The 23368-nt window shown below is 54.1% G+C and carries 27 protein-coding genes; 13 read left to right on the forward strand and 14 right to left on the reverse strand.

What is annotated here, in order from left to right; all coding sequences use genetic code 11:
- The first annotated feature begins 1 nt into the window (after position 1).
- Positions 2–1069, forward strand: coding sequence for an ABC transporter ATP-binding protein (locus FCN45_RS22725; RefSeq protein WP_137387387.1), 1068 nt, complete (start codon positions 2–4; stop codon positions 1067–1069).
- Between the two features lie 41 nt (positions 1070–1110).
- On the opposite strand, the gene FCN45_RS22730 is transcribed toward FCN45_RS22725, so the two are convergent.
- Together FCN45_RS22730 and FCN45_RS23665 are read right to left on the reverse strand one after the other, a co-directional pair.
- Positions 1111–1332, reverse strand: coding sequence for a hypothetical protein (locus FCN45_RS22730; RefSeq protein WP_101761506.1), 222 nt, complete (start codon positions 1330–1332; stop codon positions 1111–1113).
- A 255-nt stretch (positions 1333–1587) separates the two neighbouring features.
- Positions 1588–1764, reverse strand: coding sequence for a hypothetical protein (locus FCN45_RS23665; protein WP_158238597.1), 177 nt, complete (start codon positions 1762–1764; stop codon positions 1588–1590).
- A 397-nt stretch (positions 1765–2161) separates the two neighbouring features.
- On the opposite strand from FCN45_RS23665, the gene FCN45_RS22735 reads away from it, so the two are divergent.
- Positions 2162–2434 carry a hypothetical protein gene (locus tag FCN45_RS22735; protein WP_137387388.1) on the forward strand — a complete coding sequence of 91 codons (273 nt, stop codon included), beginning with the start codon at positions 2162–2164 and terminating at the stop codon, positions 2432–2434.
- On the opposite strand, the gene FCN45_RS22740 is transcribed toward FCN45_RS22735, so the two are convergent.
- Together FCN45_RS22740 and FCN45_RS22745 are read right to left on the reverse strand one after the other, a co-directional pair.
- Positions 2435–2641, reverse strand: coding sequence for a hypothetical protein (locus tag FCN45_RS22740; protein WP_101761503.1), 207 nt, complete (start codon positions 2639–2641; stop codon positions 2435–2437). It lies immediately after the preceding gene.
- Between the two features lie 81 nt (positions 2642–2722).
- Entirely contained in the window at positions 2723–3205 is a 483-nt protein-coding gene (locus FCN45_RS22745; RefSeq protein WP_137387389.1) for a MarR family winged helix-turn-helix transcriptional regulator, read from the reverse strand.
- Between the two features lie 183 nt (positions 3206–3388).
- On the opposite strand from FCN45_RS22745, the gene FCN45_RS22750 reads away from it, so the two are divergent.
- Positions 3389–3964 carry an NTP transferase domain-containing protein gene (locus tag FCN45_RS22750; RefSeq protein ID WP_137387390.1) on the forward strand — a complete coding sequence of 192 codons (576 nt, stop codon included), beginning with the start codon at positions 3389–3391 and terminating at the stop codon, positions 3962–3964.
- Here FCN45_RS22750 and FCN45_RS22755 read toward each other — a convergent pair.
- The 6 genes from FCN45_RS22755 to FCN45_RS22780 all read right to left on the reverse strand — a co-directional run bounded on the left by FCN45_RS22755 (position 3951) and on the right by FCN45_RS22780 (position 10025).
- Entirely contained in the window at positions 3951–4874 is a 924-nt protein-coding gene (locus FCN45_RS22755) for an XdhC family protein (RefSeq protein ID WP_137387391.1), read from the reverse strand. The two genes, FCN45_RS22750 and FCN45_RS22755, sit on opposite strands and share 14 nt — an antisense overlap.
- 17 nt (positions 4875–4891) lie before the next feature.
- Entirely contained in the window at positions 4892–7090 is a 2199-nt protein-coding gene (gene paoC, locus FCN45_RS22760) for an aldehyde oxidoreductase molybdenum-binding subunit PaoC (protein ID WP_137387392.1), read from the reverse strand.
- Positions 7091–7093: 3 nt separating this feature from the next.
- Complete coding sequence (locus tag FCN45_RS22765) at positions 7094–8044, reverse strand: xanthine dehydrogenase family protein subunit M (protein ID WP_137387393.1); 951 nt, start codon at positions 8042–8044, stop codon at positions 7094–7096.
- On the reverse strand, positions 8041–8589 hold the full coding sequence (paoA, locus tag FCN45_RS22770) for an aldehyde dehydrogenase iron-sulfur subunit PaoA (protein WP_110866898.1): 549 nt from the start codon (positions 8587–8589) through the stop codon (positions 8041–8043). The genes FCN45_RS22765 and paoA overlap by 4 nt, the downstream gene beginning before the upstream one ends.
- A gap of 195 nt (positions 8590–8784) precedes the next feature.
- Complete coding sequence (locus FCN45_RS22775; protein ID WP_210421289.1) at positions 8785–9006, reverse strand: hypothetical protein; 222 nt, start codon at positions 9004–9006, stop codon at positions 8785–8787.
- Positions 9007–9107: 101 nt separating this feature from the next.
- Positions 9108–10025, reverse strand: coding sequence for a LysR family transcriptional regulator (locus tag FCN45_RS22780; RefSeq protein ID WP_137387394.1), 918 nt, complete (start codon positions 10023–10025; stop codon positions 9108–9110).
- Positions 10026–10153: 128 nt separating this feature from the next.
- On the opposite strand from FCN45_RS22780, the gene FCN45_RS22785 reads away from it, so the two are divergent.
- On the forward strand, positions 10154–10417 hold the full coding sequence (locus FCN45_RS22785) for a DUF2798 domain-containing protein (protein ID WP_137387395.1): 264 nt from the start codon (positions 10154–10156) through the stop codon (positions 10415–10417).
- Positions 10418–10760: 343 nt separating this feature from the next.
- Here FCN45_RS22785 and FCN45_RS22790 read toward each other — a convergent pair whose 3' ends face one another.
- The gene (locus tag FCN45_RS22790) at positions 10761–11204 is read right to left on the reverse strand and encodes a VOC family protein (RefSeq protein ID WP_137387396.1); all 444 of its coding nucleotides are present in this window, start codon (positions 11202–11204) and stop codon (positions 10761–10763) included.
- A 70-nt stretch (positions 11205–11274) separates the two neighbouring features.
- Positions 11275–11778 carry a GNAT family N-acetyltransferase gene (locus FCN45_RS22795; protein ID WP_137387397.1) on the reverse strand — a complete coding sequence of 168 codons (504 nt, stop codon included), beginning with the start codon at positions 11776–11778 and terminating at the stop codon, positions 11275–11277.
- Between the two features lie 396 nt (positions 11779–12174).
- Between FCN45_RS22795 and FCN45_RS22800 the strand changes: the two genes are divergently transcribed.
- Both FCN45_RS22800 and FCN45_RS22805 read left to right on the forward strand, forming a co-directional pair.
- Positions 12175–12780, forward strand: a complete 606-nt coding sequence (locus FCN45_RS22800) for a response regulator transcription factor (protein ID WP_168197487.1) — start codon at positions 12175–12177, stop codon at positions 12778–12780.
- 150 nt (positions 12781–12930) lie between these two features.
- A complete protein-coding gene (locus FCN45_RS22805; RefSeq protein ID WP_137387399.1) occupies positions 12931–13923 on the forward strand; it encodes a sugar phosphate isomerase/epimerase in 993 nt (330 codons plus the stop codon).
- Between the two features lie 171 nt (positions 13924–14094).
- Here FCN45_RS22805 and FCN45_RS22810 read toward each other — a convergent pair whose 3' ends face one another.
- A complete protein-coding gene (locus tag FCN45_RS22810; protein WP_137387400.1) occupies positions 14095–15099 on the reverse strand; it encodes a LacI family DNA-binding transcriptional regulator in 1005 nt (334 codons plus the stop codon).
- Between the two features lie 310 nt (positions 15100–15409).
- Between FCN45_RS22810 and FCN45_RS22815 the strand changes: the two genes are divergently transcribed.
- Entirely contained in the window at positions 15410–16333 is a 924-nt protein-coding gene (locus FCN45_RS22815) for a substrate-binding domain-containing protein (protein WP_137387401.1), read from the forward strand.
- Between the two features lie 137 nt (positions 16334–16470).
- Positions 16471–17286 carry a creatininase family protein gene (locus FCN45_RS22820; RefSeq protein ID WP_137387402.1) on the forward strand — a complete coding sequence of 272 codons (816 nt, stop codon included), beginning with the start codon at positions 16471–16473 and terminating at the stop codon, positions 17284–17286.
- 47 nt (positions 17287–17333) lie between these two features.
- Here the strand turns inward: FCN45_RS22820 and FCN45_RS22825 are convergent, their stop codons facing one another.
- Positions 17334–18233, reverse strand: a complete 900-nt coding sequence (locus tag FCN45_RS22825; protein ID WP_137387403.1) for a LysR family transcriptional regulator — start codon at positions 18231–18233, stop codon at positions 17334–17336.
- 105 nt (positions 18234–18338) lie between these two features.
- On the opposite strand from FCN45_RS22825, the gene FCN45_RS22830 reads away from it, so the two are divergent.
- Genes FCN45_RS22830 through FCN45_RS22850 form a run of 5 tightly spaced genes read left to right on the forward strand, consistent with a single transcriptional unit; the run spans position 18339 to position 23368 of the window.
- Positions 18339–19349 (forward strand): BMP family protein, encoded by a 1011-nt coding sequence (locus FCN45_RS22830; protein ID WP_137387404.1) that lies wholly within the window; start codon positions 18339–18341, stop codon positions 19347–19349.
- Between the two features lie 5 nt (positions 19350–19354).
- The gene (locus FCN45_RS22835; protein ID WP_137387405.1) at positions 19355–20908 is read left to right on the forward strand and encodes an ABC transporter ATP-binding protein; all 1554 of its coding nucleotides are present in this window, start codon (positions 19355–19357) and stop codon (positions 20906–20908) included.
- A complete protein-coding gene (locus FCN45_RS22840; RefSeq protein WP_137387406.1) occupies positions 20892–22007 on the forward strand; it encodes an ABC transporter permease in 1116 nt (371 codons plus the stop codon). Before FCN45_RS22835 ends, FCN45_RS22840 begins: the two co-directional genes overlap by 17 nt.
- Positions 22004–22942, forward strand: a complete 939-nt coding sequence (locus FCN45_RS22845; RefSeq protein WP_137387407.1) for an ABC transporter permease — start codon at positions 22004–22006, stop codon at positions 22940–22942. The genes FCN45_RS22840 and FCN45_RS22845 overlap by 4 nt, the downstream gene beginning before the upstream one ends.
- A 3-nt stretch (positions 22943–22945) precedes the next feature.
- Entirely contained in the window at positions 22946–23368 is a 423-nt protein-coding gene (locus FCN45_RS22850; RefSeq protein ID WP_137387408.1) for a cupin domain-containing protein, read from the forward strand.

Raw genomic sequence — 23368 nt, forward strand, 5'->3', positions numbered from 1 at the left:
CATGGCTGAAATCACGCTCAAACAGATTGATAAGCGCTATGGCAACGTTGAGGTGCTGCGCGATATTAACCTCACCATCAAAGACGGCGAATTCGTGGTGCTGGTGGGACCTTCCGGCTGCGGTAAATCGACGCTGCTGCGCACCATCGCTGGGCTGGAGCTGGCAACCGGCGGCGATATCCGTATCGGCAACCAGCTAATGAACGATGTGGCACCCAAAGATCGCGATATCTCGATGGTGTTTCAAAGCTACGCGCTCTATCCGCATCTGACTGTGGCGCGCAATATGGGCTTCAGCCTGGAAATTCAGAAGCGTCCGCGTACGGAAATTGAAGAGAAGGTGAGGCGTGCGGCGGAAATTCTCAGCCTGACGCATCTGCTTGATCGCCGACCCAAAGAGTTATCCGGCGGTCAGCGCCAGCGTGTGGCCATGGGACGCGCCATCGTGCGTCAGCCGCAGGTGTTTCTGTTTGATGAACCGCTGTCGAACCTGGATGCGCAGCTGCGCGGTCAGATGCGCGTCGAGATCAAGAAGCTGCACCAGCAGATGAACAACACCATTGTGTACGTGACGCACGATCAGGTTGAGGCCATGACGCTGGCGGATCGCATTGTGGTGCTGAACAACGGTGTGATTCAGCAGGTCGGTACGCCGCTCGAGCTGTATGACACACCGGCGAACAAGTTTGTCGCCAGCTTTATTGGCTCGCCATCAATGAACTTCATCAATGGCATGATGACCGCGCAGGGCGTGCGTATTGGCGATAGCGCACAGCTGCCGTTGAATCAGCATTGGTCGCAGCATCAGGCTGGGCGAGCGGTAATTTACGGTATCCGCCCCGAAAACGTGGCGATTGCCGAAGCGGGCGCGATGAATGCGCTGCCGTTAGAAGTGTCGCTGGTGGAGCCGACGGGATTATCCGAGCTGATTCATGGATCGCTGTTAGGGCACGACATTATGCTGTTCACCACGCAACGTTCTGGCGCACAGGCGGGGGATATTCTGCCGGTGACCATTGATGCGGATCGCGCGATGCTGTTTGATGCGGATTCGCAAAAGCGTTTATAACGCGTGTTACAGCTGCCTGTTTGCACAGGCAGCTCAGGGAATTACTTAGATTGCTGCTGTTTGCTGTCCGCTTCTTTCTGCTTTTTGTTCGCCATATGGTGACCAACCGCACAACCCGCTGCTGCACCCGCAACGCCGTGATGCGCCACGTGGCCCGCCACGCCGCCGACAACCGCTCCTTTGATGCAGCCCTTCGCTTCGACCTGAGAAGTGACCGACAGCAGCACGCCCGCAGTTAATACAATCAGAGAAAATTTACGCACTGGATTTATTCCTTATAAAGTTAATAGCGTGTAAATACACGCTTCCAGTTTAGTAAATGGAATAAATCCTACCGTTATAAACTGTAAACAAAGATATTTTAGCGCAATACCCTAATGCGGTTTAGTGAACGCTTTTTAATCGGCTTATTTAACATTATTAATCATTGATAAAAGTCACAGACTAATGGAATGCGCTAACGAGTGTTTATCACGCCTGTAGAAGAGAGTGCAGCCTCCTTGCTGCCCGCATTATCGTTAACGTTTCAGTCTGGCCCAATCGACAAACTGGCCATCCTTCATCACCGCCGCTTTTTCCGGAAAATAGTGATAGAAAATGACGGTCAATCCATCGCCTTGCATAACACGCGCAGAGTCGGTGGTGGCTATCTCCGCCATCATCTTGCCGTCGCAGGTGACTTCATGATTCTTCACATTAAAAGTGAATTTTCTGAACTGATAGATTTTCAATTTCGCTGCATCCTAACCGATAACAGTAAAGCAAAGTGAGGTGAGAAAAGCAGGGTTTGCGGCTTTCATACTAATTATTTCCCGTGGTGATTTTTCGCCATGAAAACGTACGCGAGGCCACTAAGACTTTTCTTATCTTTAATCAAGTTGGATGAGCTTGTTTTTATCGGGGAATGTCATCGCGCCGCGGCGATCATTTTTATGCGGCAGGACTTGCTGATAGCGCTGCTGAATTAGATTGGATTTTACAAAACAATTGTTTTCTCTTAACCTGACTGACGCACGTTGATTTTCTCAAGATAACAACGCCATTGGTTAATAACTCTTAAGCTTGAGTAAATATGACTACACAGAGAATTAAATGACCAGCAGTTATGATGAACAGATGAAGGACCGAATGATTGGTGAGGCGCTGCTTGCTCTTTTAGAAGACCAGGTTGCAGTATCCTCTGCGGCGCTGATAGCCAAACTTGAAGAGAAGGCGGAAACAGAAGAGGAAAGCTACAGGCGAGTTGCCTGCCAACGCGCACTGGCGGATGTCAGAAATCATAGCGTCAGGACCAGCACGCAACGCGACGGACAAGATTTTAGTAGTGAGAAGCATGCTAATATCCCGAATCAGAAAAAGCACTGATTACGACGCTAAACACTTTTCCGCAATCTTACTCATCGCGTTGACATAATCCTGCTTGAGCTGAACGGGCGCGGCTTCTTCTTGCTGCTTCAATAGCGCAGTAATGTGGTCAAGTTGCAAAGGTTGATCGGATTTAAGCAGGCATGACACGGCGTGACCAATGACAGCATGAATGTCATCCATATTTTCCGCTTTCTCGTCTGACATCACCTTCTCCTTAATCCCTTTGCTAATTAACATTTTTCAGCTTGCTCCAAAGCATTCATAGGAATGTATTATTTCGCGCCCTTAGGGCAGGGCATTGATCAGTTTCTGGCGCAGCGTGGTTACACGTGCAGTGAGATCGGCCAGTTCTTCATAAGGCGTATCCATCACTGACACCATGCCAGCCGGAACGCCGGCCGCCGCGATCTTTAATTCTTGTCCCTGCTCAGTGACGGAGATCAACACTCTGCGCTCATCGCCACCGACATCGCGTTTTCTACTGATAATGCCAGCCTGCTCCAGTCGTTTTAAAAGCTGGCTGAGCGTGCCTGAATCCAGCTGCACGCGCGCGCCCAATTCAGAAACGGTGACATGGTCTTTTTCCCACAGCGCCAGCAGCACCAGATACTGCGGATAGGTCAAACCCAGTGGTTTCAGTCGCGACTGATAAAGTTTGGTCATCGCAAGGGACGCGGAATAGAGCGCGAAGCAGAGAAACTGGTCAACAGTCACCGGCGCTTCACTCTCTGGACCTACACAGCAAACTTCATCGTTTAACTCTTTCATATCACCACTATTTTTAAGGCAGAGTTGCAGTCATTGAGACTGAAAAACGTGAATATATTGACATAAATTAGATTGAAGTCAATGTAATTTGGATTGGCTATTTTTTGTTAATATCTATTGTAAATCATAGGATTAGCTATAATTTCATTAACAATCGATGGTAACGCAAGGTTTAAAACTTCTATGGATTCAGCAACGCCCGGTATTCTCATCCTCGCGGCAGGTAAAGGTTCGCGTTATATCGCCAGCGGCGGCAGCGGCAATAAGTTGCTGGCCAGCATAAACGACGATGCGCCGACGGTAATTGAAACGGTGATTGAACAGGCAACGCTGAGCGGGGTGCCGGTGGCGCTGGTGACGCGTCCCGACTATCTGGTGGTGCGCCAGCATGCAGTAAAGGCAGGCGTGCAGCTTGTGCTGTGTGAAAGTGGCGGCAGCGGCGAATCCATTGCGGCGGGTGTGGCGATGACCGCTCACTGGAACGGATGGATCATTACGCTGGGAGATATGCCGTGGCTAACGGTGGATCATTATTGGCAAGTAAAAGAGGCGTTAGAAAAGGGCGCGGCGCAGGTGCGTCTTACCTATAAAGGTAAACCCGGCCATCCGGTCGGGTTTGCTGGATGCTACGCTGAGGCGTTACGCAATTTGCAGGGCGATGAAGGTGCCAGAGCGCTGCTGGAACCGCGCTTACTGGTCACCTTTGAAGCGGATGCTGCTGTACAGCGCGATTTCGATGTGGTGGCTAAACCACGTTGAGCCGAGCCGCCGCGACATCCGCAACAATTGATAGCGCTAGCGTGCGCGCATCGCGCGCCTGGGCAAAAATGCCAATCGGCGCTTTGATGCGCGCAATCTCTTCCTCACTAAACCCTAGCGACAGCAGTTTCTTAACGCGCGTTGCATGCGTGCGCCGACTTCCCAATGCTCCGATATAGAAGGGTGCAGAACGCAGCGCTGCCAGAAGTACTGGGAGTTCGCGATCGAGATCGTGATACAGCAAAATCACCGCCGTAAAGGGATCAACGGCCTGCGCCTGCACATCCTCGCCAGAAAGCACCTCGTAACCAGCGGCCTGCGCAATCGACGCCGTCGCCAGCGCTTCGACTGAACGTCCATATACCGCCACGCGTGTTTTTGGCAGATAGCCGGTGATAAAGGCATCCTCCTGCCAGCCGGTTATCTCAGTGCAAGCAGCGCTCGCCAGCCGCTGAAACGTCGGCAGATAGCGCAGCGCTGCGGGTTGACGCGTTGCCAGCAAATCCAGCACGTTTCTCAGCGGTTGCGCGTCACGTAGCTGATGGAAAGCCAGCGTGATGCCGCCGCCACAGGGCAGCACAATATCCAGATAAGGCGATCCTTCGCCATATCTCACAAAGCGATCTTTACCAGTGGCGATGACTTGCAACGCTTCATAAGCCGCCGCCGCTTCCACGCAGCCGCCGGAAACATAGCCGCAATAGCGGCCATCTTCCCGCACCACCATCTGCGCACCCAATGCCCGCGCCGCGCCACCGCGAATCTCAACCAGCGTGACCAGCACGGCAGCGGAATCTGCCTCCATTGCTTCAAGCGCGAAGCGCAGGATGCTTTCACTGTCATCGGTCTGCAAAGCCTGCTGCGGCTTGATCTGCGGTTGCAGATCGTCATCAATCAGTAGCTGCTGCAATGCGCTTCTCCTCAACTTTAGACAAGGGCAGGCAAGCCTTTAAGTAACTTATCCAGCGTCACCGGATAGTCGCGCACGCGTACGCCGGTGGCGTTGTAAATGGCATTGACGATTGCCGCGCTGACGCCGCACAAGCCCAGTTCACCCACGCCCTTTGCTTTCATCGGTGAGGAGATGGGATCGGTGTCATCAAGGAAAATCACCTCCTGCTGCGGGATATCGGCGTGAACCGGCACTTCGTAGCCCGCCATATCGTGGTTGACGAAATAACCGAGGCGTTCATCGACGAACAGCTCCTCCATCAACGCGCCGCCAAGGCCCATCGTCATGGCACCAATCACCTGACTGCGCGCCGTTTTGGGATTGAGAATGCGTCCGGCGGCACAAACCGCCAGCATGCGCCGCACGCGCACTTCACCGGTAGCGACGTCCACGCCGACTTCAATGAAGTGTCCGGCGAAAGTGGATTGCTGATATTGCTCGTCAAGATCGCCAAACTCGATGGTGTCTTCCACGGTGATGGTGGCTTCAGCTGCGGCCTGGGCGAGCGGCGCGCTCTGGTTTCCGTCATGCACCTGACCGTCGCTGAAGGTAGCGCGTTGCGCATCAAAGCCCAGTTTGCTGGCGACCGCTTCACGCAATTTCACGCAGGCGGCGTAAACACCGGAAGTTGAGGTGTTCGCGCCCCATTGTCCGCCGGAACCGGCAGAAACCGGGAAGTCTGAATCGCCTAAATGAACCGCCACACGCTCAATCGGCACGCCCATCATCTCCGCCGCCGTTTGCGCGAGGATGGTATAGCTGCCGGTGCCGATGTCGGTCATGTCGGTTTCAACGGTGATGATGCCTTTATTGTCGAGATGCACACGCGCACCGGAAGGCGCCACCATGTTGTTACGAAAACCGGCCGCAACACCCATGCCGACCAGCCACCGTCCCTCTTTGACCATTGCCGGTTTGGCGTTGCGTCGTGACCAGCCAAAGCGCTCGGCGCCGGTATTCAGGCACTCAACCAGCTGGCGGCGTGAGAAAGGGCGCTCGGGTTTGGCCGGATCGACCTGCGTATCATTGAGGATGCGGAAGGCGATCGGATCAATGCCCACTTTTTCCGCTATTTCATCGATGGCAATTTCAAGCGCCATGAGTCCAGGCGCTTCACCCGGTGCGCGCATGGCGTTACCTTCGGGCAGATCCAGCGTCGCCAGTCGTAATCCGGTAAAGCGGTTAGCACCGGCGTAAAGCAGTTCCGTTTGCTGCACGGCAGTTTCAGGTGTGCCACCCGGCAGGTTCCCCGACCAGCTTTCATGCGCGATGGCCTGAATCTTGCCGGCTTTATCGGTGCCGATGCGGATGTGCTGAATGGTGGCCGGTCGATGTGTGGTGTTATTGGCGATTAATGGCCGAGGCAGCATCACTTTGACCGGACGCTTAACCGCGCGCGCACCCAACGCCGCTAACACCGCATCGCTGCGCAGGAACAGCTTGCCGCCAAAGCCGCCGCCAATATAAGGCGACACGATACGGATCTTCTCCATCGGCATGTTGAGCGTGGCGGCCAGATCGGTGCGGCACCAGCCGATCATCTGATTCGAGGTCCAGACGGTGAGTTTATCGCCTTGCCATGTCGCCATCGAGGCGTGCGGTTCCATCGCGGTGTGGCTTTGGTCAGGCGTGGTGTAGTGCGCATCCAGCTTGACGTCAGCGGCAGCAAACGCACCGGCGAAATCACCCACGGACTTATCTGGCGTATCTTCGGGCGCGGAGGTAACGCCCGGCTTTTGCTGCGCGAGATCATAAGCGCCGCGCTCACGCTGATAATCCACCTTCACTAAACTGGCCGCAGCACGCGCCTGCTCAAACGTCTCCGCCACGACCAGTGCGACGGCCTGGTGATAGTGTTCGATGGTGTCGCCGGCCAACAGGCGAGCGGTATTTTTATCGCCTTTGCCCAGTTTTCCCGCGTTGTTAGCCGTTACCACCGCTAACACGCCCGGCGCATTTTGCGCTGCCTGCACATCAATGGCGGTGATTTTTCCTTTGGCGATCGGCGCGCCGACCACATAGCCGTACGCCGCATCGGGCGCTTCGTGATGCCATTCGTAGGCGTAATGCGCCAGGCCGGAGGTTTTCAGCGGGCCGTCGATACGATTGAGTGGCTGACCGACCACCTTGAGCTGATCAATCGGGTTATTGCCTGCGGGTTTTTCGAATTTCATGCGTTATCCTCTCGCTTCTGCCAATACGGAAGCGAGCGTTCGCTGCGCCAGAATGATCTTGAACTCGTTTTCAGCGGTGGGTTGCGCAGTGGCGAACAGCCGATCGCTCACCGCCTGCGCGCCCTGAATCACCGCGTTATCCGCCTCTTCCAGCCGCCACGGCTGATGTGCCACGCCACCGAGCGCCACGCGACCGGATTTATCCGGCTGAATGATGGCGGCAACAGAGACCAGCGCAAAAGCGTAGGACGCGCGGTCGCGCACCTTGCGGTAAATGTGTGTGCCGCCCAGCGGGGCCGGCAGTGAAACGGCCACAATCAGCTCGCCAGGAGTGAGCACGGTTTCCAGATGCGGCGTATTGCCAGGCGCACGATAAAATTCAGCAATCGGGATTTTGCGCTCTCGCCCATCCGGGCTGACCGTTTCGATAATCGCATCCAGCAAACGCATCGCCACCGCCATATCGCTCGGATGGGTGGCGATACAGGCCTGGCTGGTTCCGACCAACGCATGCTGGCGACTGAAGCCATCCAGCGCCGCACAGCCGCTGCCGGGTAAACGTTTGTTGCACGGTTGGTTGGTGTCATAGAAATAGGGGCAACGCGTGCGCTGCAGCAGATTCCCCGCGGTGGTCGCCTGATTACGTAACTGGCCGGAAGCGCCAGCCACTAACGCGCGCGACAGCACGCCATAATCACGGCGAATACGCGCATCGGCCGCCAGATCGGTGTTACGCACCAACGCGCCTATGCGTAATCCGCCATCGGCTGTGGCCTCGATTTTGTCCAGCTCAAGACCATTCACATCAATAAGATGCGCGGGCGTCTCAATCTCCAGCTTCATCAGATCGAGCAGATTGGTGCCGCCGGCGATGAATTTGGCATTAGTATGTTGCTGAGCGCTGGTAGCGGCTTCAGCCGGGGTTTTGACCCGCTGGTAAGTGAAAGCTTTCATGATTCCAGGCCCTCCGCGTACTCTTCAATCGCCGCAAGAATGTTGGAATAGGCACCGCAGCGGCAGATATTGCCACTCATGCGCTCACGGATTTCATCCGCAGTCACGTTGGGCGCGGAAACCAGATCGTGGGTGACGTGGCTGGGAATGCCCGCTTTGATCTCTTCCAGCACCGCCATCGATGAACATATTTGCCCAGGCGTGCAGTAGCCGCACTGGTAACCATCATGTTTGATGAACGCCGCCTGCAAGGGATGCAGCTCATCCGGATTTCCCAAACCTTCAATGGTGGTGATTTCCGCATCCTGTTGCATTACCGCTAATGTCAGGCACGCGTTGATGCGACGTCCGTTGACCATCACCGTACAGGCACCACATTGGCCGTGATCGCAGCCTTTTTTGGTGCCGGTCAAATGCAGGTGCTCACGCAATGCATCCAGCAGCGTGGTGCGGGTATCAACGTTTAATTGCTGCTGTATACCGTTGACTTTGAAGCTGATCGGCACCATTGACGGCACAGGTGTTGTTAAGTGTTGGCTGCTCATGCCAAACCTCCAGTAAAAGGGTTAAATGTTGGGGTACAACTTATTTTTGTATGGTTTTAGAAGGGTAAGCATAGTCGGCATCTGCGAAAGCATTATCCGTAATCACTAAATGGGTTAATGAGCGGGAGTAATAAAAGCAGGTTAGGGCGGTGAATAGCCCGAGAAAAAGCGCTTTTCTGGGGCCGCAGCGGCTAACTATTTCGCCAGGTTTTTGATATTTTCGTCAATGCGCGCCTGGAGAAAGCGCAGCGTTTCCGCAGTGATTTGCTCTGGGAACATATCGACCGCTTTGCGGGCAAAGCCAGATGCAACCGAACAGTAATTATCGATGATATCGCCTGCCTGCCCTGGCGTGAGTTCAGTTTCCTGTTGCCCGAGCGCTAATCCCGCTCTGGCCGCGACATCCGCCTGCTTCATCCGCTCAACAGCTTGACGATTTCTTCGGGTTTGCTAAGAGTTAAATCCAGCATATTGTGGCTTAACGTCCAAAAATGACTTTAACACTCAATATTATGGAGTTAATCAACGCTTTCGGCGAGTTGTTGTTCCAGAAAGGCAATAAACGCTCTTACCTTTGCATTCAGCGCCGAACGCTCGTTGACGCAGGCATAAATATTCATCGGTGAAGCCACTACGTCGCTTTTCTCACCTTGATCTGAGTGGAATAAAGGTATTAGTTGACCACTCTCGAGCAACGGCTGAGCAATAAAACTCGCCAGCCGGGCAATTCCACCGCCGTTTTCGGCAATTTTCGCGATGATATCAATATCATCGCTGATGAATTCTGGGTTGAGCTTTGCATTCACCGGCTGGCCACCGACCATAAACGTCCACGGAAGAAAGCGTCCATCGGTTGGATAGCGGAAAACCAAACAGGCGTGCTGGCTCAGCTCTTCAGGGGTTTTAGGGATGCCCGCACGCGCCAGATAAGCGGGTGCCGCGCAGAAGATAAAGGGTAATGAGGCAATTTTGCGGGCGATCAATTGATCGTTCAGTTGCGCCTCAATACGAATACTGACGTCAACGCCTTCCAGGCGGTGGTCAACATTGCGATCGGTACTGATCAGTTCGATATCAATATCGGGGTAAGTTTGTTTAAAGGCAGGCATCAGTGGAGCGAGAACGTGTCTGCCAAATGCCGCCGTGGTGGCGATGCAAAGCGAACCCTGCGGTTTGGTTTCAATCGCTGCGGCCTGCGAGGCAAGGTCAATATCATGGGGAATGTGTCGGACTTTTTCGAAATAGCGTTTCCCGCTTTCGGTTAACGTCATGCTGCGGGTAGTGCGTGAAAGCAGCCGCACACCCAAATGTGTCTCCAGACGCGCGACACTTTGGCTTACCGCTGCTGGACTCATTCCTTTCGCCCGCGCGGCGGCGGCAATGCTGCCGTTCTCAACTACGCGAATAAAAGTGTTGATCAACCCCAGTAAATCCATAGATCCCTCAATGCGTGATTCGTTACTTTTACTTAATAATGATTAAAGCAGAAGCGTTCTACTCGCATCCTGATTCACTTGATAGGTTAGTGGCTGTTTTGCTTAAACTTACTGAAAAGGATCACGCTATGACAACAGCAACCGAGAAAAATACCGCCCGCACCCGCCTGCCAAAGCACGTTTCACCTTACATCTTCGCGCTGTATATGGCGACTATCATGGCGTTTCTGATGAGCCTGGTCATTACTTTCGCCGAATTTGGCATCGGGCCGCATTATATGGAAAATGTGATGAATGCATATCAAGTTGCGATGCCCGCGGCTTTTGTTTGCATACTGGTAGTGCGCCCGATTGTGGTTCGGTTGGTCGGGTTGACAGTGCATGGTCATTGAGTCGTTTGATGCTCCTCGCATCAGTTTTATTGGGGGCTTCCAACTCTGCTCTGTAAAAAATCGATGAACGCTCGTACTTTTTCAGGTACATGGCGGGTATTGGGATAAAGGGCAAAACGCGCGTGGCCATCATGTAATCAAAGGCCGATTCACTCTGGCAGAAGCGCAGGTGCATCAGACGACCGGTCGCGTCATCAATGTAAACCAGCAGGTGACATTATCAAATAGCACCCACAACTTAAGTGCGCATAATCATGATTATGTTAAATCAAGCATCTCATCGCGCACTCATACCACGTCTAAACCCGATATCAACCGTCACCCTTTCAAGTGACGTTTAACGTTAAACACCCGCGTTAAGGCGGCTGGTAATAATCTCAAGGCCAATCTTTTGGCCATATGAAAGTTCAAGCGTGTTGCCATCGGGATCGGCGAAGAATGCCCAATAACCGACGGGAGCGGCTGATTGTTGCGCTGGGCGGCGTAACACACCTTCGCATTCAGCCTGAGCAACCCTGGCATCAATCTCTTCTTTACTGTCACATGCAACGCCAATATGACCAAACGGACCCAGAGGCGTATCCACTGTGGTTTGAGATTGCACCAACACCAACGCAAATGGACGCGTTAAATCAGAAAGCCATGCGACTTTTTGCGCTTCTGCAATGCCTGGTGCCCGCTCATGGATCACCTGCATCCCTGCGTAACGTTGATAGAAATCGATGCTGCGTTCTATATCTCTCACTTGCAGCGCTATGTGGCTAAAACCAATATCGTGCTCTTTCATATTCCAATCCTGTAAAATAAGCAGAATTGGAATATGACATATAATGTTGATGGCACTTGTTCACGAATGCCTAAAGATGAAGCTCATACACCACGCAAGGCACATCGTAATGTTGCTCAATCGCTTTGTAGGTCATACCCAGCCGCTGCATCACCTTTTGCGAAGCGGTATTTTCAGGATCGGCCACCGCAACCAAATATTTAACGCCAACCTTTTCTACCGCAAACTTAACTATCGCCTGCGCGGCTTCGGTGGCAAAACCTTTGCCGTGATAATTGGCATTGAGACGCCAGCCAATTTCCAATGGCGCACCATCCTGATTGGCTAAATGCTGCAGACAGCAAGCACCGACGATTTCGCCAAACTCTTTTTCCCGCATCGCCCACCAGGAAAAACCATATTGTTGCCAGCGCGATTGAACGCGTTCGATACTCGTCAGGGTCTCTTCTGGCGTTTTAACTACGCCATTGCTGATGTAACGCATAATTTCCGGATCGCTTTCCATCGCTCGCAGTCCGTTAAAATGCGCCAGCTCAAAGGGTTCCAGCCGCAGTCGGGTTGTTTCTAATTCCATCATTCCTCCACTTTATCAAGAGCCTACACCAGCGTCATCGCATACGGTGGCTCTTCAGAAATATCCAGCTGCTGCGCCAGTTAACTATGTCGGCTATTTTACCCAACAGCAAATGAAACGCGCCAGGCTGATATACCACCCGCTGCTTTTCCTGGCTGTGCATCGCTTCATGTTCTTATTTCCGTTGCACATTTTTTCCAGTGGCAAGCCCGATGCAAGGCTAACGCCCAGCGCGGCCATACGTTCACCCAGCGGTTATATCTCAACAAAACTGACATGCCTTTAAATCTGTAATCGTGAATTTGGGAAATTTCGTACAAACCTCCCTTCCCCAGTCCGATATTCATAGCGTCGGGATCGCGCTTTAATGCCGGCATAATAAAGATGGGGATAACTATGTTGTCATTGACGCTGATAGACAATAACAAATGGATTACTGAAGGGATTTCGCGTTATTTTTCCGCGAAATTTATTCATGTAAAAAATATAGATAGTGACGATATTGACTCAGCGCTGAGTAAGATCGCAGGAACGGATTTGCTCATCAGTGAATTAACCGCTTATGGCCGCGATGTGCAATTCTTTACCGAATTATTGCTAAAAGTCCAACGAACTTCTCCAGACACGCGGATTATCGTGCTAACCGATTTGCATGAGAAAGCGGTCATAAGCTATGTGGTCAGTTTGCTGCCAGGTGTTACTTTTCTTTCGAAAAAGTGCAGTCTGAAAGCGCTTTCTGATGCTGTATTAGGTTTACCGTTGGCTACAGAATTTGAGGCGGGTGTTCGCCGCACCAAGCAAACCCTTTCAGCGCGGGAGTTCGGCTTATTGCGCATGCTGGGGCAAACCAGCAATCTCACCGATATTGGATACAAACTGCATCTCAGTTGTAAAACCATCAGCCATCATCGGCAGAGTATTATTCGCAAGCTCAACTGCGCCAACAATAAAGAGTTATTCAGCCGGTTAAGCCGGATGGGATATCACAGCAAACCGGTTTGAACAAAGGGGCATGGCATCGAATATTGTGTGATTACGGTTGCATTTCCGTCAATGATTGCTGGTTAACTGCGCACGCCGAGGCGCAGAATGGAATATATAACCATATATGAATATATATTCAATGACACAATCATCTGAGGAGAAGGTCTAATGAGTTCCTACACGTATCCGAAATTTGGTGCCGGATTGTGGCACTTCGCCAACTATATCGATCGCTACGCCGTAGATGGTTACGGGCCAGCGCTTAGCACCCTTGATCAGATTAAACTCGCTGGCAGCGTCGAGGACCTTTCCTATGTTGATGTGCCCTATCCCTTCACCGAAGGCGTGACCGTAGCGCAGGTTAAACAAGCGCTCGCCGATGCCGGATTGAAAGCGATTGGCGTGACGCCAGAAATTTATCTGCGCCGCTTTTCACGCGGTGCTTTCACCAATCCCGATGCCACCATTCGCCAACAGGCATTTGATTTAATGCACGAAGCCGCCACCGTAGTGCGTGAGCTGGGGGCTAACTACGTGAAAGTCTGGCCGGGTCAGGATGGCTGGGATTATCCGTTCCAGGTCGATCATAAAAACCTGTGGAAGATGGCCGTGGAGGGTATGCGCGAACTGGCGAGCGCCAATCCAGACGTCAAATTTGCTATCGAATATAAACCGCGTGAACCACGCGTGAAAATGACCTGGGATTCAGCTGCGCGTACGCTGCTTGGCATTGAGGATATTGGGCTGGATAACGTTGGCGTGCTGCTCGATTTTGGTCATGCACTGTTTGCCGGTGAATCCCCAGCGGATTCCGCCCAGCTGATTATCGATCGTGGTCGGCTATTTGGTATGGACGTCAACGACAACCTGCGCGGCTGGGATGACGATTTGGTGGTCGGTACCGTGCACATGACCGAGATTTTTGAGTTCTTCTATGTTCTGAAGATCAATAACTGGGACGGCGTGTGGCAGCTTGATCAATTCCCGTTCCGTGAAGATCATGTTGAAGCCGCCAATCTGTCGATTCGCTTCCTCAAACATATCTATCGCGCGCTGGATAAGCTGGATATCGCCACGTTGCAGGAAGCGCAGCGTGAGCAAAACCCGCTAAAAGCGCAAAGAATTATTCAAAATGCGTTGCTGACCAGCATAGAACAGTGATTTTACGTCGTGGGTCGTCATTTATGGCGTAATGGTGATCAGTCAAGCGCCGAATCAAATTACCGCACCTTCCGTAGCGGCGCGATTTATCGCGCAATGAATTGCGCCGCTACAATGTGTGCTCTCGGTAATTACGGGTTTTCATGTCTTAACTGAGGAGCATTACGTCATTTATGGCGACCTCAAATGCGAACGCCGTACTCGCATTTCACCCCGCCGCCAATGCTCATCCGCACTCTCGCGACCATCAATCAATCGGTTTAACGCTTCGGCGATCAGCAGATCAATACGTTGGCTAAAGGTGGTGAGTTGGCAGCCTGGCGCGCTGGCTTCTTCAATATCATCGAATCCCACCACCGCAATCCTTGGCCTGGTCGGGGCGGCGCGCATCGCTTCCATCGCGCCGAGCGCCAGCACATCGTTTTCACAGAACAGCGCATCGATTGCGGGCGCATCCGGTTGATGCAGATAATCGCTCATCGCTTGCCAGCTGCGTGCACGATCGTAGCTGCCGGCTTTAAGCAGCACATCAATTTGACAGCCTGCTTGTTGCAGCGTCGCTTCAAATCCCTCTTTGCGCAGCAGATGTGACGTTGGTGTATCCGGACCTTGCATAAAACCAAACCGTTGCGCGCCCTGCGCCAGCAACAGCTCGGCGATCTGCTTGCCGGCGGCATAACCATCAATCGCCACCACATCGATGCCCTGCGCATGCGTATTGCGGCACAGCTGCACCAGCGGAATGTTGTACATATCCTCCACCAGCGTAATCAGCTGTGCCGATAACACCGTACCGAGAAACAAAATGCCGTCGATCTGCAATTGATCCGCCTGCGTCATTACCGATCGATACGGCTCGCCGTCGGTGATGTTGAGGATCATCGCCATATAGCCGCGACGTTGTAGCTGCTGCGTAGCTTCATTGAGAATCATCAGCGTATGCGGATTTTTCAGCTCGTCGATTACTACGCCAATAATATGCGTTTTCTTCTTTACCAGACTACGCGCCAGCAAATTGGGCCGATATCCCAGCTCTTTAGCGATGCGCATCACCTTCTCGCGCGCCTTCTCAGAGATTGAAGCGCCAGGCATAAACGCGCGCGATACCGTCCATTTCGACACGCCGGCAAGAAGCGCCACATCGCTGGCCGTGGCTTTTTTCACTGTTCTGGTCATCGGCTCCCTTCCGCAAATTAGCTGACAAAAAGTGAGCATAAAGCGATTCCTCATGTAAGCAAGAGGCGATTTTTGCAAACTTTGCACCCGGTTGCATTTTTGTAATGCACTCGGGTGCAAATCGTGATGATTTTGTGATCGTGGTGATGAAATCGCTTTTTGCTGCGTTGACTATTTTTCAACCGTGCCAGAGAGTGAATGCAGCACATCGCGTTGTCCGTCTGAACATGATGTCAATCAGCAGGAGTGATCCCGCTGATTTTGCACCCGGATGCAAAATAATTGAAACCTCCCCTACAGAGATAAAAAAATGAAATTATTCAAAGTAGTAATGCTTATCTGCGGTTTGCTCAGTGTGTTCACTGCCCAGGCGAAAACCTACATGGTTGGAGTCGCTTTGGCTAATCTCGATCTCAATTTTGTTTCCATCTTACGAAGTCAGATGGAAAAGCAGCTTAAAGACAAAGAGCTTAACAGCCAATTTGCCGATGCCAAAGGCGATGTATCTCTGCAAATCCAGCAGGTGGATGATTTCATCAATCAGGGCGCAGACGCGATCATCATCAACCCGGTGGATACGCAAGGCGTAATGCCGGTGATCGCCGCTGCGCAGAAAGCCAATATCCCGCTGATCTTCGTGAACCGTAAACCCGAAGTGAAACTGACCGGCAAAATGGCTTACGTCGGTTCAGATTCGGCGTTAAGCGGCAAGATGGAGATCGAAGCCTTAGCCAAACGTCTGGATAACAAAGGAAATATCGCCATTCTGATGGGCGCCCTCTCCACCGAAGAAGCACGTCAGCGCACCAAAGCGGTTGAAGATTATGTGAAGGATCATCCCGGCCTGAAAGTGATTCAGAAACAGAGCGCCAACTGGCAGCGCAACGAAGCGGTCGATAAAACCCTGTCATGGTTGCAGGATGGGAATGATATCAACGCCATCATCGCGAACAACGATGAAATGGCGATCGGGGCGATTATGGCGCTCGATCAGTTGAAGAAAAACAATGTGTTAGTCGCCGGCATCGACGGCACGCCGGATGGTTTGCAGTTTATTAAGAATGGCAAAATGGCGGTGACGATCTTCCAGGATGCGAAAGGCCAGGCGACCGGTGCAGTCGATGTGGCTTACGACATGCTGAGCGGTAAAAAGACCGAAGCCTACAACTGGGTGCCATACCAGACGGTGACCAAAGAAAATTATCAGGAATTCACCAGTAAAAATCAGAAGTAACGCCGCTCTTGTTGGGTCGCCGATCATTCATGGCGACCTGCTTATGACCAATGCCTTTAAAGCAACGCTAAGTGCGAATTTTGTTGCTTCCATTGCACTATTAACTCGCTATGTTGGGGTTAAAAATGGAGGTCAACATGCTCAAACCGTCTTCGCCCTGGTGGTGGGATCTCTCAACCCGGGAATTCAGTGAACTTGATATGGCGAATATCGTCGCCGTGCTGCCGATTGGCGCAGTTGAACAACATGGCCCGCATCTGCCGGTGCGTGTGGATGCGGCGATCAACGCCGGCATTATTCAACGCGCGGTGAAATTATTGCCCGACGATCTTCCTTTGCTGGTGCTGCCCGCGCTGCCGATGGGTAAATCGGATGAACATCTTGCCTATCCCGGCACCCTTTCGCTGCCGTATGACGTGTTAGGCAAAGTGTGGTTCGAAGTCGCGAAAAGCGCCTGGCGCGCCGGAATTCGCAAGCTGATTTTCTGGAACTCGCACGGCGGACAGCCGCAGCTGATGGAGATCGTCTGTCGCCAGCTGCGCATCGAACTGGGCATGTTTGCCGTCAGCGCCAGCTGGTTCCGTACCATTGATGCATCGGATCTCTACAGCGCGCATGAACTTAATCACGGCATTCACGGCGGTGAATCAGAAACCAGCATGATGCTGCATTTGCACCCTGAACTGGTGCAGATGCAGCACGCCGCTAATTTCGTTTCCACTTCGGTGGCGCTTGAAGCGACCGGCGGAATTTTAACTCCTGAAGGCGGCATTGGTTTTGGCTGGATGGCGCAGGATCTGCATCTGTCTGGTGCCACCGGCAACGCCGCAACGGCGGATGCTGAGCGCGGTGCGATTGCCACCGATCGTGCCGCGCACGCGTTATTAAAGCTGGCACGAGAAGTCCATAATTTCGATATTCAATTCCTGACCGATCGCACCGCGTTCTCGTAGGATCGCCATTTATGGTGACCAGGTGCGCATTAATGCGCACCCTACGATTAACGCAATTCCGACATCATCCCTTTAATGGTTTCGGCGAATACGCTACCAATCGCGCTGGTACCGCGATCGTGGCCGATCAACATCAGCGTTTGCGTGTGCTGCGCCAGTTCGCGCACCGGAATATAGATTAACCGGCCGCTGCGCTGGTCAGATTCAATGTCAATCGGCGTGAGAAACGTGAGAGTTTGATCCATCATCGCCGACTGGCGCATTACCTCGATCGAATTGGTTTCAATAACTGGCTGCATATTGATCGAGGCACGCGCGAACACTTCATTCAGGTAAGGCCGAATCACCATCGATTTGTCGGCAATCACCACCGGATACGGCAAGCAATCACTCAAACGTAAACTGGATTTCTCCGCCAGCGGGTGCCCCGCGCCCACCACCGCACCCAATCGCACCGGCACGCTGGCAATGCTGCGATGTACCGGCTGCAGGTCGAAATCAAATCCAATCCCCAAATCGGCCTCGCCGCTGGCCACCGCGTTAATGATGTTCTCGCCGGTGGTGAGCTGTTGCAGCAGCAATTTCACGCGCGGATTGGCGCGGCGAAACTCCGCTGCCACGCGCGGAATCAGGTTTGCTGCTAATCCGCTCATCATTGCTACCGTCACTTCGCCGCGCCGCAGTCCCTTCAGCTCTTCGATTTTCATCTGCGCGATTTCAATCTCTTTAAAGCTCTGCCGCACATGATGAATCAGCGTTTCACCGGCGGCGGTAAGGATCATTTTGCGCGGCAAACGCTGAAACAGCGGCGTGCCCAGCTCCTCTTCCAGCGCAATCAGCTGGCGGTTAATCGCCGACGCGGAGATGTGTAGCCGTTCAGCCGCTTTGCGAATTGAACCGCTGCGCGCCACCTGATCGATATACACAAACAAACGATGTTGCAGCATATTCCCCCTGCGTTGCCTTTTAGGCATCGGTAAGTACTAAAAATGATGCTTTTAAGATAATGATCTTCCGGTGATTAATACATCAAAACCACACCAGGAGAACACATGATGGCAGACGTATCCCGCAGAAAGTTTGCGAAGTTAGTGGCTGGCGCACTGTTGTTACCCGCGCTGGCACCGATGTTGTCGCGCAAAGCGATGGCGGCGAATAACACCATAAAAATCGCCCTGCTGTTGCCCGGCTCGGTTGCCGATGGCGGCTGGAGTTCGCTGGCGTATGCCGGATTGCAGAGCCTGCAAAAAGCCGGTTTCAGCGTTGCGCACAGCGAAAGCGTGTCGCAGGCGCAGATGGATCAAACCATACGTGGCTACGCCGATGACGGTTACACGCTGATCATTGGCCACAGCTTTGAATACGGCTCGGCGTTTGTCGAAATCGCGCCGGAATATCCTGACACCTACTTCTTCGCGTCCACCTTCAAGCCAGGCGAAAAATCACCGGACAACGTGGAATACGTCAATCTCGCCTATCTGCAAGGCGCCTATGCCGCCGGTGCGCTGGCGGCGCTGATTTCCGAAAAAGGCAAAGCGGTTGGTTTTGTCGGCGGCGGAGATAATCCCACGCAGCAGGCAATGATGCGCGCCTTTATTCAGGCCGCTGAGAAAACCCGTCCGGGCATCAAAGGCATGGGCGTGGTGACCGGCGATTACGACAACGCCGCCAAAGGCCGTGAAGCTGCCACCACCATGATTGGCAACGGCGCGGATGTGATTTGGCATGCCGCAGACGTCACCGGCCTCGGCGCGATGCAAGGCGCGGCAGCGGCGAAAGTCAAAGCTATCGGCTGCTATGTCGATCAGCGTGATGTCGCGCCCGATTATGTTGCCTGCAGCTTCCGCCAGAACCTCGACTGGATGGTGGAACAGGTTGGTGAGTCGGTGGCGAATAAAACCTTCAAAGGCGGCGACGAATGGCATCCCACCGTTGGCAAAGCCTGGTCGGTGGTCAATGGCAGCGAACACTACAACGCCAAGCTGGTGAGTGCCAGCGCATGGGCGCGCTTCCAGCAGATCTGGCAGCAGCTTGATAGCGGCGCGCTGAAGCCAGTGGTTTAACCATTATGACAGCAACAGCAAACATCCGCGTTGCGCTGAAAAATATCACCAAACGCTTTGCGCGCGTGGTGGCCAATGATGACGTGTCGCTCAGCATTAAAGCCGGCGAAATCCACGCGCTGCTGGGTGAAAACGGCGCGGGCAAAAGCACGCTGATGCAAATTCTTTACGGCCTGTATCAGGCCGATGAAGGCAGCATTGAGGTGGATGGCCAGGCGCAGCGTTTCCGCGATCCCAGCGATGCTATCGCCTGCGGCATTGGCATGGTGCATCAGGAATTTATGCTGGTACAGCCGATGAGCGTGGTGGAAAACGTGGTGCTGGGATTGAAAGAAGGCGCTAGCGGCGTACTTAATCTGCGCGCGGCGGCGGCGCGTTTGCAGGCGCTTTCGGATAAACACGGGCTGGCGATCGATCCCTGGGCGAAAGTGCAGCATTTGCCGATTGGCGTGCAGCAACGTGTGGAGATCCTCAAGCTGTTGTACCGTGATGCGCAGGTGCTGATTCTCGACGAACCGACGGCGGTGCTGACGCCGCAGGAGAAAGCCGGCCTGTTCGCTACCCTGAAATCACTGTGCGCAGAAGGCCGTTCGGTAGTGATTGTCACTCACAAACTGTATGAAATCATGGCGATTGCCCATCACGTTTCGGTGATGCGCGGCGGCAAAATGGTCGATTCGGTGGATATTAAAGACACTTCGGAACGCGATCTGGCACGCCGCATGGTTGGTCGCGATGTGGTGCTGCGCGTCGAAAAAACGCCGTGCCAGCCGGGCAAAACCGTGTTGCAGGTGGATAGCATTGCGGTGCGTGATGCCAGCGGCCAGCAGAAAATCTGGCGCGTGTCGCTCAACGTCGCCGCTGGCGAAATCCTCGGCATTGCCGGTGTGGAAGGCAATGGTCAATCGGAGCTGGCGGAAGCGCTGCTTAATTTGCGTGAACTTGAAGCCGGTCGCATTCTGCTCAATGGCGAAGACATCAGCGACGATTCCCCCGCTACCCGCCGCCACAAAGGCATCAGTTTTATTCCGGCGGATCGCCGTGGCGTTGGTTCGGTGACCGATTTATCGATTACTGATAACGCCATGCTTGGCCGCCAGCGCACCTTTACCCGCGCGGGCGGCTGGCTGCTGGACCGCCAGCGCATTAGCCAGCATGCGCGCGACATCATCGCCCGCTTTGCGGTACGCACGCCGGATGCCGATTTCGAAGCCGGAAAACTCTCCGGCGGTAACCTGCAAAAGTTGATTCTCGGGCGCGAAGTCGCCAGCAATCCCTGCTTATTAGTGGTTGAACAGCCTACGCGCGGGCTGGATGTCGGCGCGATTGAGAGCGTGTGGCAAGGTTTGATGGCGGCGCGCGATCGCGGCTGCGCCATTCTGATGATCTCCGCCGAGCTGGAGGAAATCATCAATCTCTCCGATCGCATCGCGGTGATGTACAGCGGCCAGATTGCCGGAGAAATGGACGCCGCCGACGCCACGCCAGAACGCCTCGGCGAACTGATGGCGGGCGCGCACCTGAAAAAAACCGGAGGCAACCATGAAGAAGCTGCTTGAGCGACGTCTGGCGCCCGCCGAATCCAGCGGCGCGCTAGTGTTAACCAGTTTTTGCGGCATCCTTGCCGCTTTCATCATTGCCGGTTTGCTGTTTATCCCGTTTGGCGGCAATCCGCTCTCGGCTTATGGCTTCCTGTTTGATGCCGCTTTTGGCTCGCTGCGCAGCTTCGGTCTCAGCCTGGTGCAATCCACGCCGCTGATGCTGATCGCGCTGGCAACCATCGTGGTGTGGCGCGCCGGGCTCGGGTATATCGGCTTCGAAGGCTGTTTTCTGCTGGGTGCCGCTGCGGCCAGTTGGATCGCGCTGTCGGGTACGCCGCAGGGCTTTCCGTGGGCGATTCCCGCGCTGCTCTACTGGCCGATGGTGCTGATTGCCGCCTTCCTTGCGGGCGCGCTTTGGGCCGGTTGGGTTGGCGCGTTACGGGTAAAATTTGGCGGCAACGATGTGCTGATTTCGCTGATGGCCAACTATGTGGCGCTGTTCATAGTGCAGTATCTGGTTTCCGGCCCAATGCGCGCGCCGGGCGATCTGCCGCAGACGCCACGTTTGCCGGTGGAGAGCTGGCTGCCGTTTGTGATGAACGGCATGCGCGCACATTGGGGCATCGCCATCGCGCTAGTCGCCACGCTGTTTGTCTTCTGGCTGATGCGTGCCACGCCCGCCGGTTTCGAAATCAAAATTGCCGGGCTGAATCCGCGCGCGGCGCGCTACAGCGGCGTGGATGTCAATCGCCGCCAAATGGGCGCGGTGCTGCTCGGCGGCGGATTGGCGGCGCTGGCGGGATTGTGCGCCGTATTGGGCGTGCAACATCGGCTGATGGAAGGCATTTCCGGCGGCGTCGGCTTTATCGGCGTGGTGGTGGCTTTGCTGGCACGCCTCAATCCGCTGCTGGTGATCCCGACCGCCATTCTCTACGGCGGGCTGGAAGTGGGCGGTAGCGCCATGCAGCGCCAAACCGGCTTGCCCACTTCGGTAGTGTTGATTCTGCAAAGTCTGGTGGTGCTACTGATTCTGGCAGGCGATCTGTTGCGCTATTACCGCATCAACCTGCCCGGCGGGCGTAAATCGCGCAGCCAACTGGCGGAGGAACACTCATGAATCTGTGGATGAATCTCGATAACGCCTTTTTCGTCAGCTGGCTGGCCGCCGCGGTGCGCCTTGCCGGTCCGGTATTACTGGCGGCGCTGGGCGAGATCTATGCCGAACGCTCCGGCGTACTGAATATCGGTATTGAAGGCACTATTCTGCTGGGCGCGCTTTCCAGCTACATGACGGCGGTTGAGAGCGGATCGACCGCGCTGGGCTTTATCGCCGGTGGCGTCGGCGGACTGCTGGTTGGCTGCGTGCTGGCGGCGCTCTACCTGCGCGCCCATGCCAGCCAGATTGTGGTGGGCATCGTCTTCAATATATTGGCAGCGGGATTAGCCACCTGGATTTACGCGCTGGTGATGGGCAATGCATCCTCACCTACCATCCCAATGCTCGAACCCTGGCATGTGCCGCTGCTCTCTTCGCTGCCGTTTATTGGCCCGATTCTGTTCCAGCAGCCGCTGCCACTCTATCTCACTTTGCTGCTGGCGGTGCTGGCGCACTTTGGTCTGTTTCACACCCGCTTCGGCCTGTCGCTGCGTGCGGTGGGCGAAAACCCGCGCGCGGCACATGCCGCCGGGCTCAACGTGTTGAAGATTCGCACGTGGGGCGTGCTGTTCTCCTGCGTGGGCGCTGGATTGGCGGGCAGCTATCTGGTCACGGCGCAGATCGGCCTGTTCCGCGACAACATCGTCAGTGGACAAGGTTTTATCGCGCTGGCGATTGTCATCTTTGGACGCTGGAGCCCGCTTAAAGCGCTGGTCGCCGCTTTTATCTTTGGCGCCGCAGATGCCCTGCAACTCTCGCTACAGCTGTTTGAAAACACGCTGCCGCCGCAGGTGCTGCTGGCGCTGCCTTACTTGCTCACCATTCTGGCGATGTCCGGCGTGGTGGGACGCACATTGCAACCCGGCGCATTAACGCAGCCTTATCGAAAGGAATAAATTATGAAATCGTTTCGTTTCAACAATCTTGCGGATGTTAAGGCGTTCCGTATCAGTGCGGACAGCAGCAACTATTTCGCCATCTTGTTCGACAAGCCGTTAGACGGCATTGAGAACATTTTCGTGGTGGAGATTTTCAACGTCGGCGGTGCTACGCCACCGAATGAACACGCCACCGCGCACGAGTTCTTTTATGTACTACACGGCGAAGGCGTGGCGCGCTGCAACGATGATGAACTTGAGATAAGCAAAGGCGATTCTCTCCTGCTGCATCCGGGCAACGATCACGCCATTCGTAATACCGGCAGCAGCAAACTCTATACGCTGACGGTGATGACGCCGAATGAAGGCTTCTCTGAACTGATTCGTAGCGGTGACCCTGTCACGCTCGATGCTGAAGATATCCGCGTGTTAACGGGAGCCTGA

The sequence above is a fragment of the Pantoea sp. SO10 genome (assembly GCF_005281435.1).
Classification (GTDB): domain Bacteria; phylum Pseudomonadota; class Gammaproteobacteria; order Enterobacterales; family Enterobacteriaceae; genus Pantoea; species Pantoea leporis.

Excerpts from the sequence above, each read along its gene's own strand:
- FCN45_RS22745 (WP_137387389.1), bottom strand. The coding sequence starts at position 3,205 with ATGAAAGAGTTAAACGATGAAGTTTGCTGTGTAGGTCCAGAGAGTGAA.
- FCN45_RS22800 (WP_168197487.1), top strand. The coding sequence starts at position 12,175 with ATGTTGTCATTGACGCTGATAGACAATAACAAATGGATTACTGAAGGG.
- FCN45_RS22805 (WP_137387399.1), top strand. The coding sequence starts at position 12,931 with ATGAGTTCCTACACGTATCCGAAATTTGGTGCCGGATTGTGGCACTTC.
- FCN45_RS22750 (WP_137387390.1), top strand. The coding sequence starts at position 3,389 with ATGGATTCAGCAACGCCCGGTATTCTCATCCTCGCGGCAGGTAAAGGT.
- FCN45_RS22735 (WP_137387388.1), top strand. The coding sequence starts at position 2,162 with ATGACCAGCAGTTATGATGAACAGATGAAGGACCGAATGATTGGTGAG.
- FCN45_RS22740 (WP_101761503.1), bottom strand. The coding sequence starts at position 2,641 with ATGTCAGACGAGAAAGCGGAAAATATGGATGACATTCATGCTGTCATT.
- paoA (WP_110866898.1), bottom strand. The coding sequence starts at position 8,589 with ATGAGCAGCCAACACTTAACAACACCTGTGCCGTCAATGGTGCCGATC.
- FCN45_RS22775 (WP_210421289.1), bottom strand. The coding sequence starts at position 9,006 with ATGAAGCAGGCGGATGTCGCGGCCAGAGCGGGATTAGCGCTCGGGCAA.
- FCN45_RS22780 (WP_137387394.1), bottom strand. The coding sequence starts at position 10,025 with ATGGATTTACTGGGGTTGATCAACACTTTTATTCGCGTAGTTGAGAAC.
- FCN45_RS22835 (WP_137387405.1), top strand. The coding sequence starts at position 19,355 with ATGACAGCAACAGCAAACATCCGCGTTGCGCTGAAAAATATCACCAAA.
- FCN45_RS22845 (WP_137387407.1), top strand. The coding sequence starts at position 22,004 with ATGAATCTGTGGATGAATCTCGATAACGCCTTTTTCGTCAGCTGGCTG.
- FCN45_RS22840 (WP_137387406.1), top strand. The coding sequence starts at position 20,892 with ATGAAGAAGCTGCTTGAGCGACGTCTGGCGCCCGCCGAATCCAGCGGC.
- FCN45_RS22815 (WP_137387401.1), top strand. The coding sequence starts at position 15,410 with ATGAAATTATTCAAAGTAGTAATGCTTATCTGCGGTTTGCTCAGTGTG.
- FCN45_RS22790 (WP_137387396.1), bottom strand. The coding sequence starts at position 11,204 with ATGAAAGAGCACGATATTGGTTTTAGCCACATAGCGCTGCAAGTGAGA.
- FCN45_RS22765 (WP_137387393.1), bottom strand. The coding sequence starts at position 8,044 with ATGAAAGCTTTCACTTACCAGCGGGTCAAAACCCCGGCTGAAGCCGCT.
- FCN45_RS22725 (WP_137387387.1), top strand. The coding sequence starts at position 2 with ATGGCTGAAATCACGCTCAAACAGATTGATAAGCGCTATGGCAACGTT.
- FCN45_RS22850 (WP_137387408.1), top strand. The coding sequence starts at position 22,946 with ATGAAATCGTTTCGTTTCAACAATCTTGCGGATGTTAAGGCGTTCCGT.
- FCN45_RS22810 (WP_137387400.1), bottom strand. The coding sequence starts at position 15,099 with ATGACCAGAACAGTGAAAAAAGCCACGGCCAGCGATGTGGCGCTTCTT.
- FCN45_RS22785 (WP_137387395.1), top strand. The coding sequence starts at position 10,154 with ATGACAACAGCAACCGAGAAAAATACCGCCCGCACCCGCCTGCCAAAG.
- FCN45_RS22830 (WP_137387404.1), top strand. The coding sequence starts at position 18,339 with ATGATGGCAGACGTATCCCGCAGAAAGTTTGCGAAGTTAGTGGCTGGC.
- FCN45_RS22825 (WP_137387403.1), bottom strand. The coding sequence starts at position 18,233 with ATGCTGCAACATCGTTTGTTTGTGTATATCGATCAGGTGGCGCGCAGC.
- FCN45_RS22795 (WP_137387397.1), bottom strand. The coding sequence starts at position 11,778 with ATGGAATTAGAAACAACCCGACTGCGGCTGGAACCCTTTGAGCTGGCG.
- paoC (WP_137387392.1), bottom strand. The coding sequence starts at position 7,090 with ATGAAATTCGAAAAACCCGCAGGCAATAACCCGATTGATCAGCTCAAG.
- FCN45_RS22820 (WP_137387402.1), top strand. The coding sequence starts at position 16,471 with ATGCTCAAACCGTCTTCGCCCTGGTGGTGGGATCTCTCAACCCGGGAA.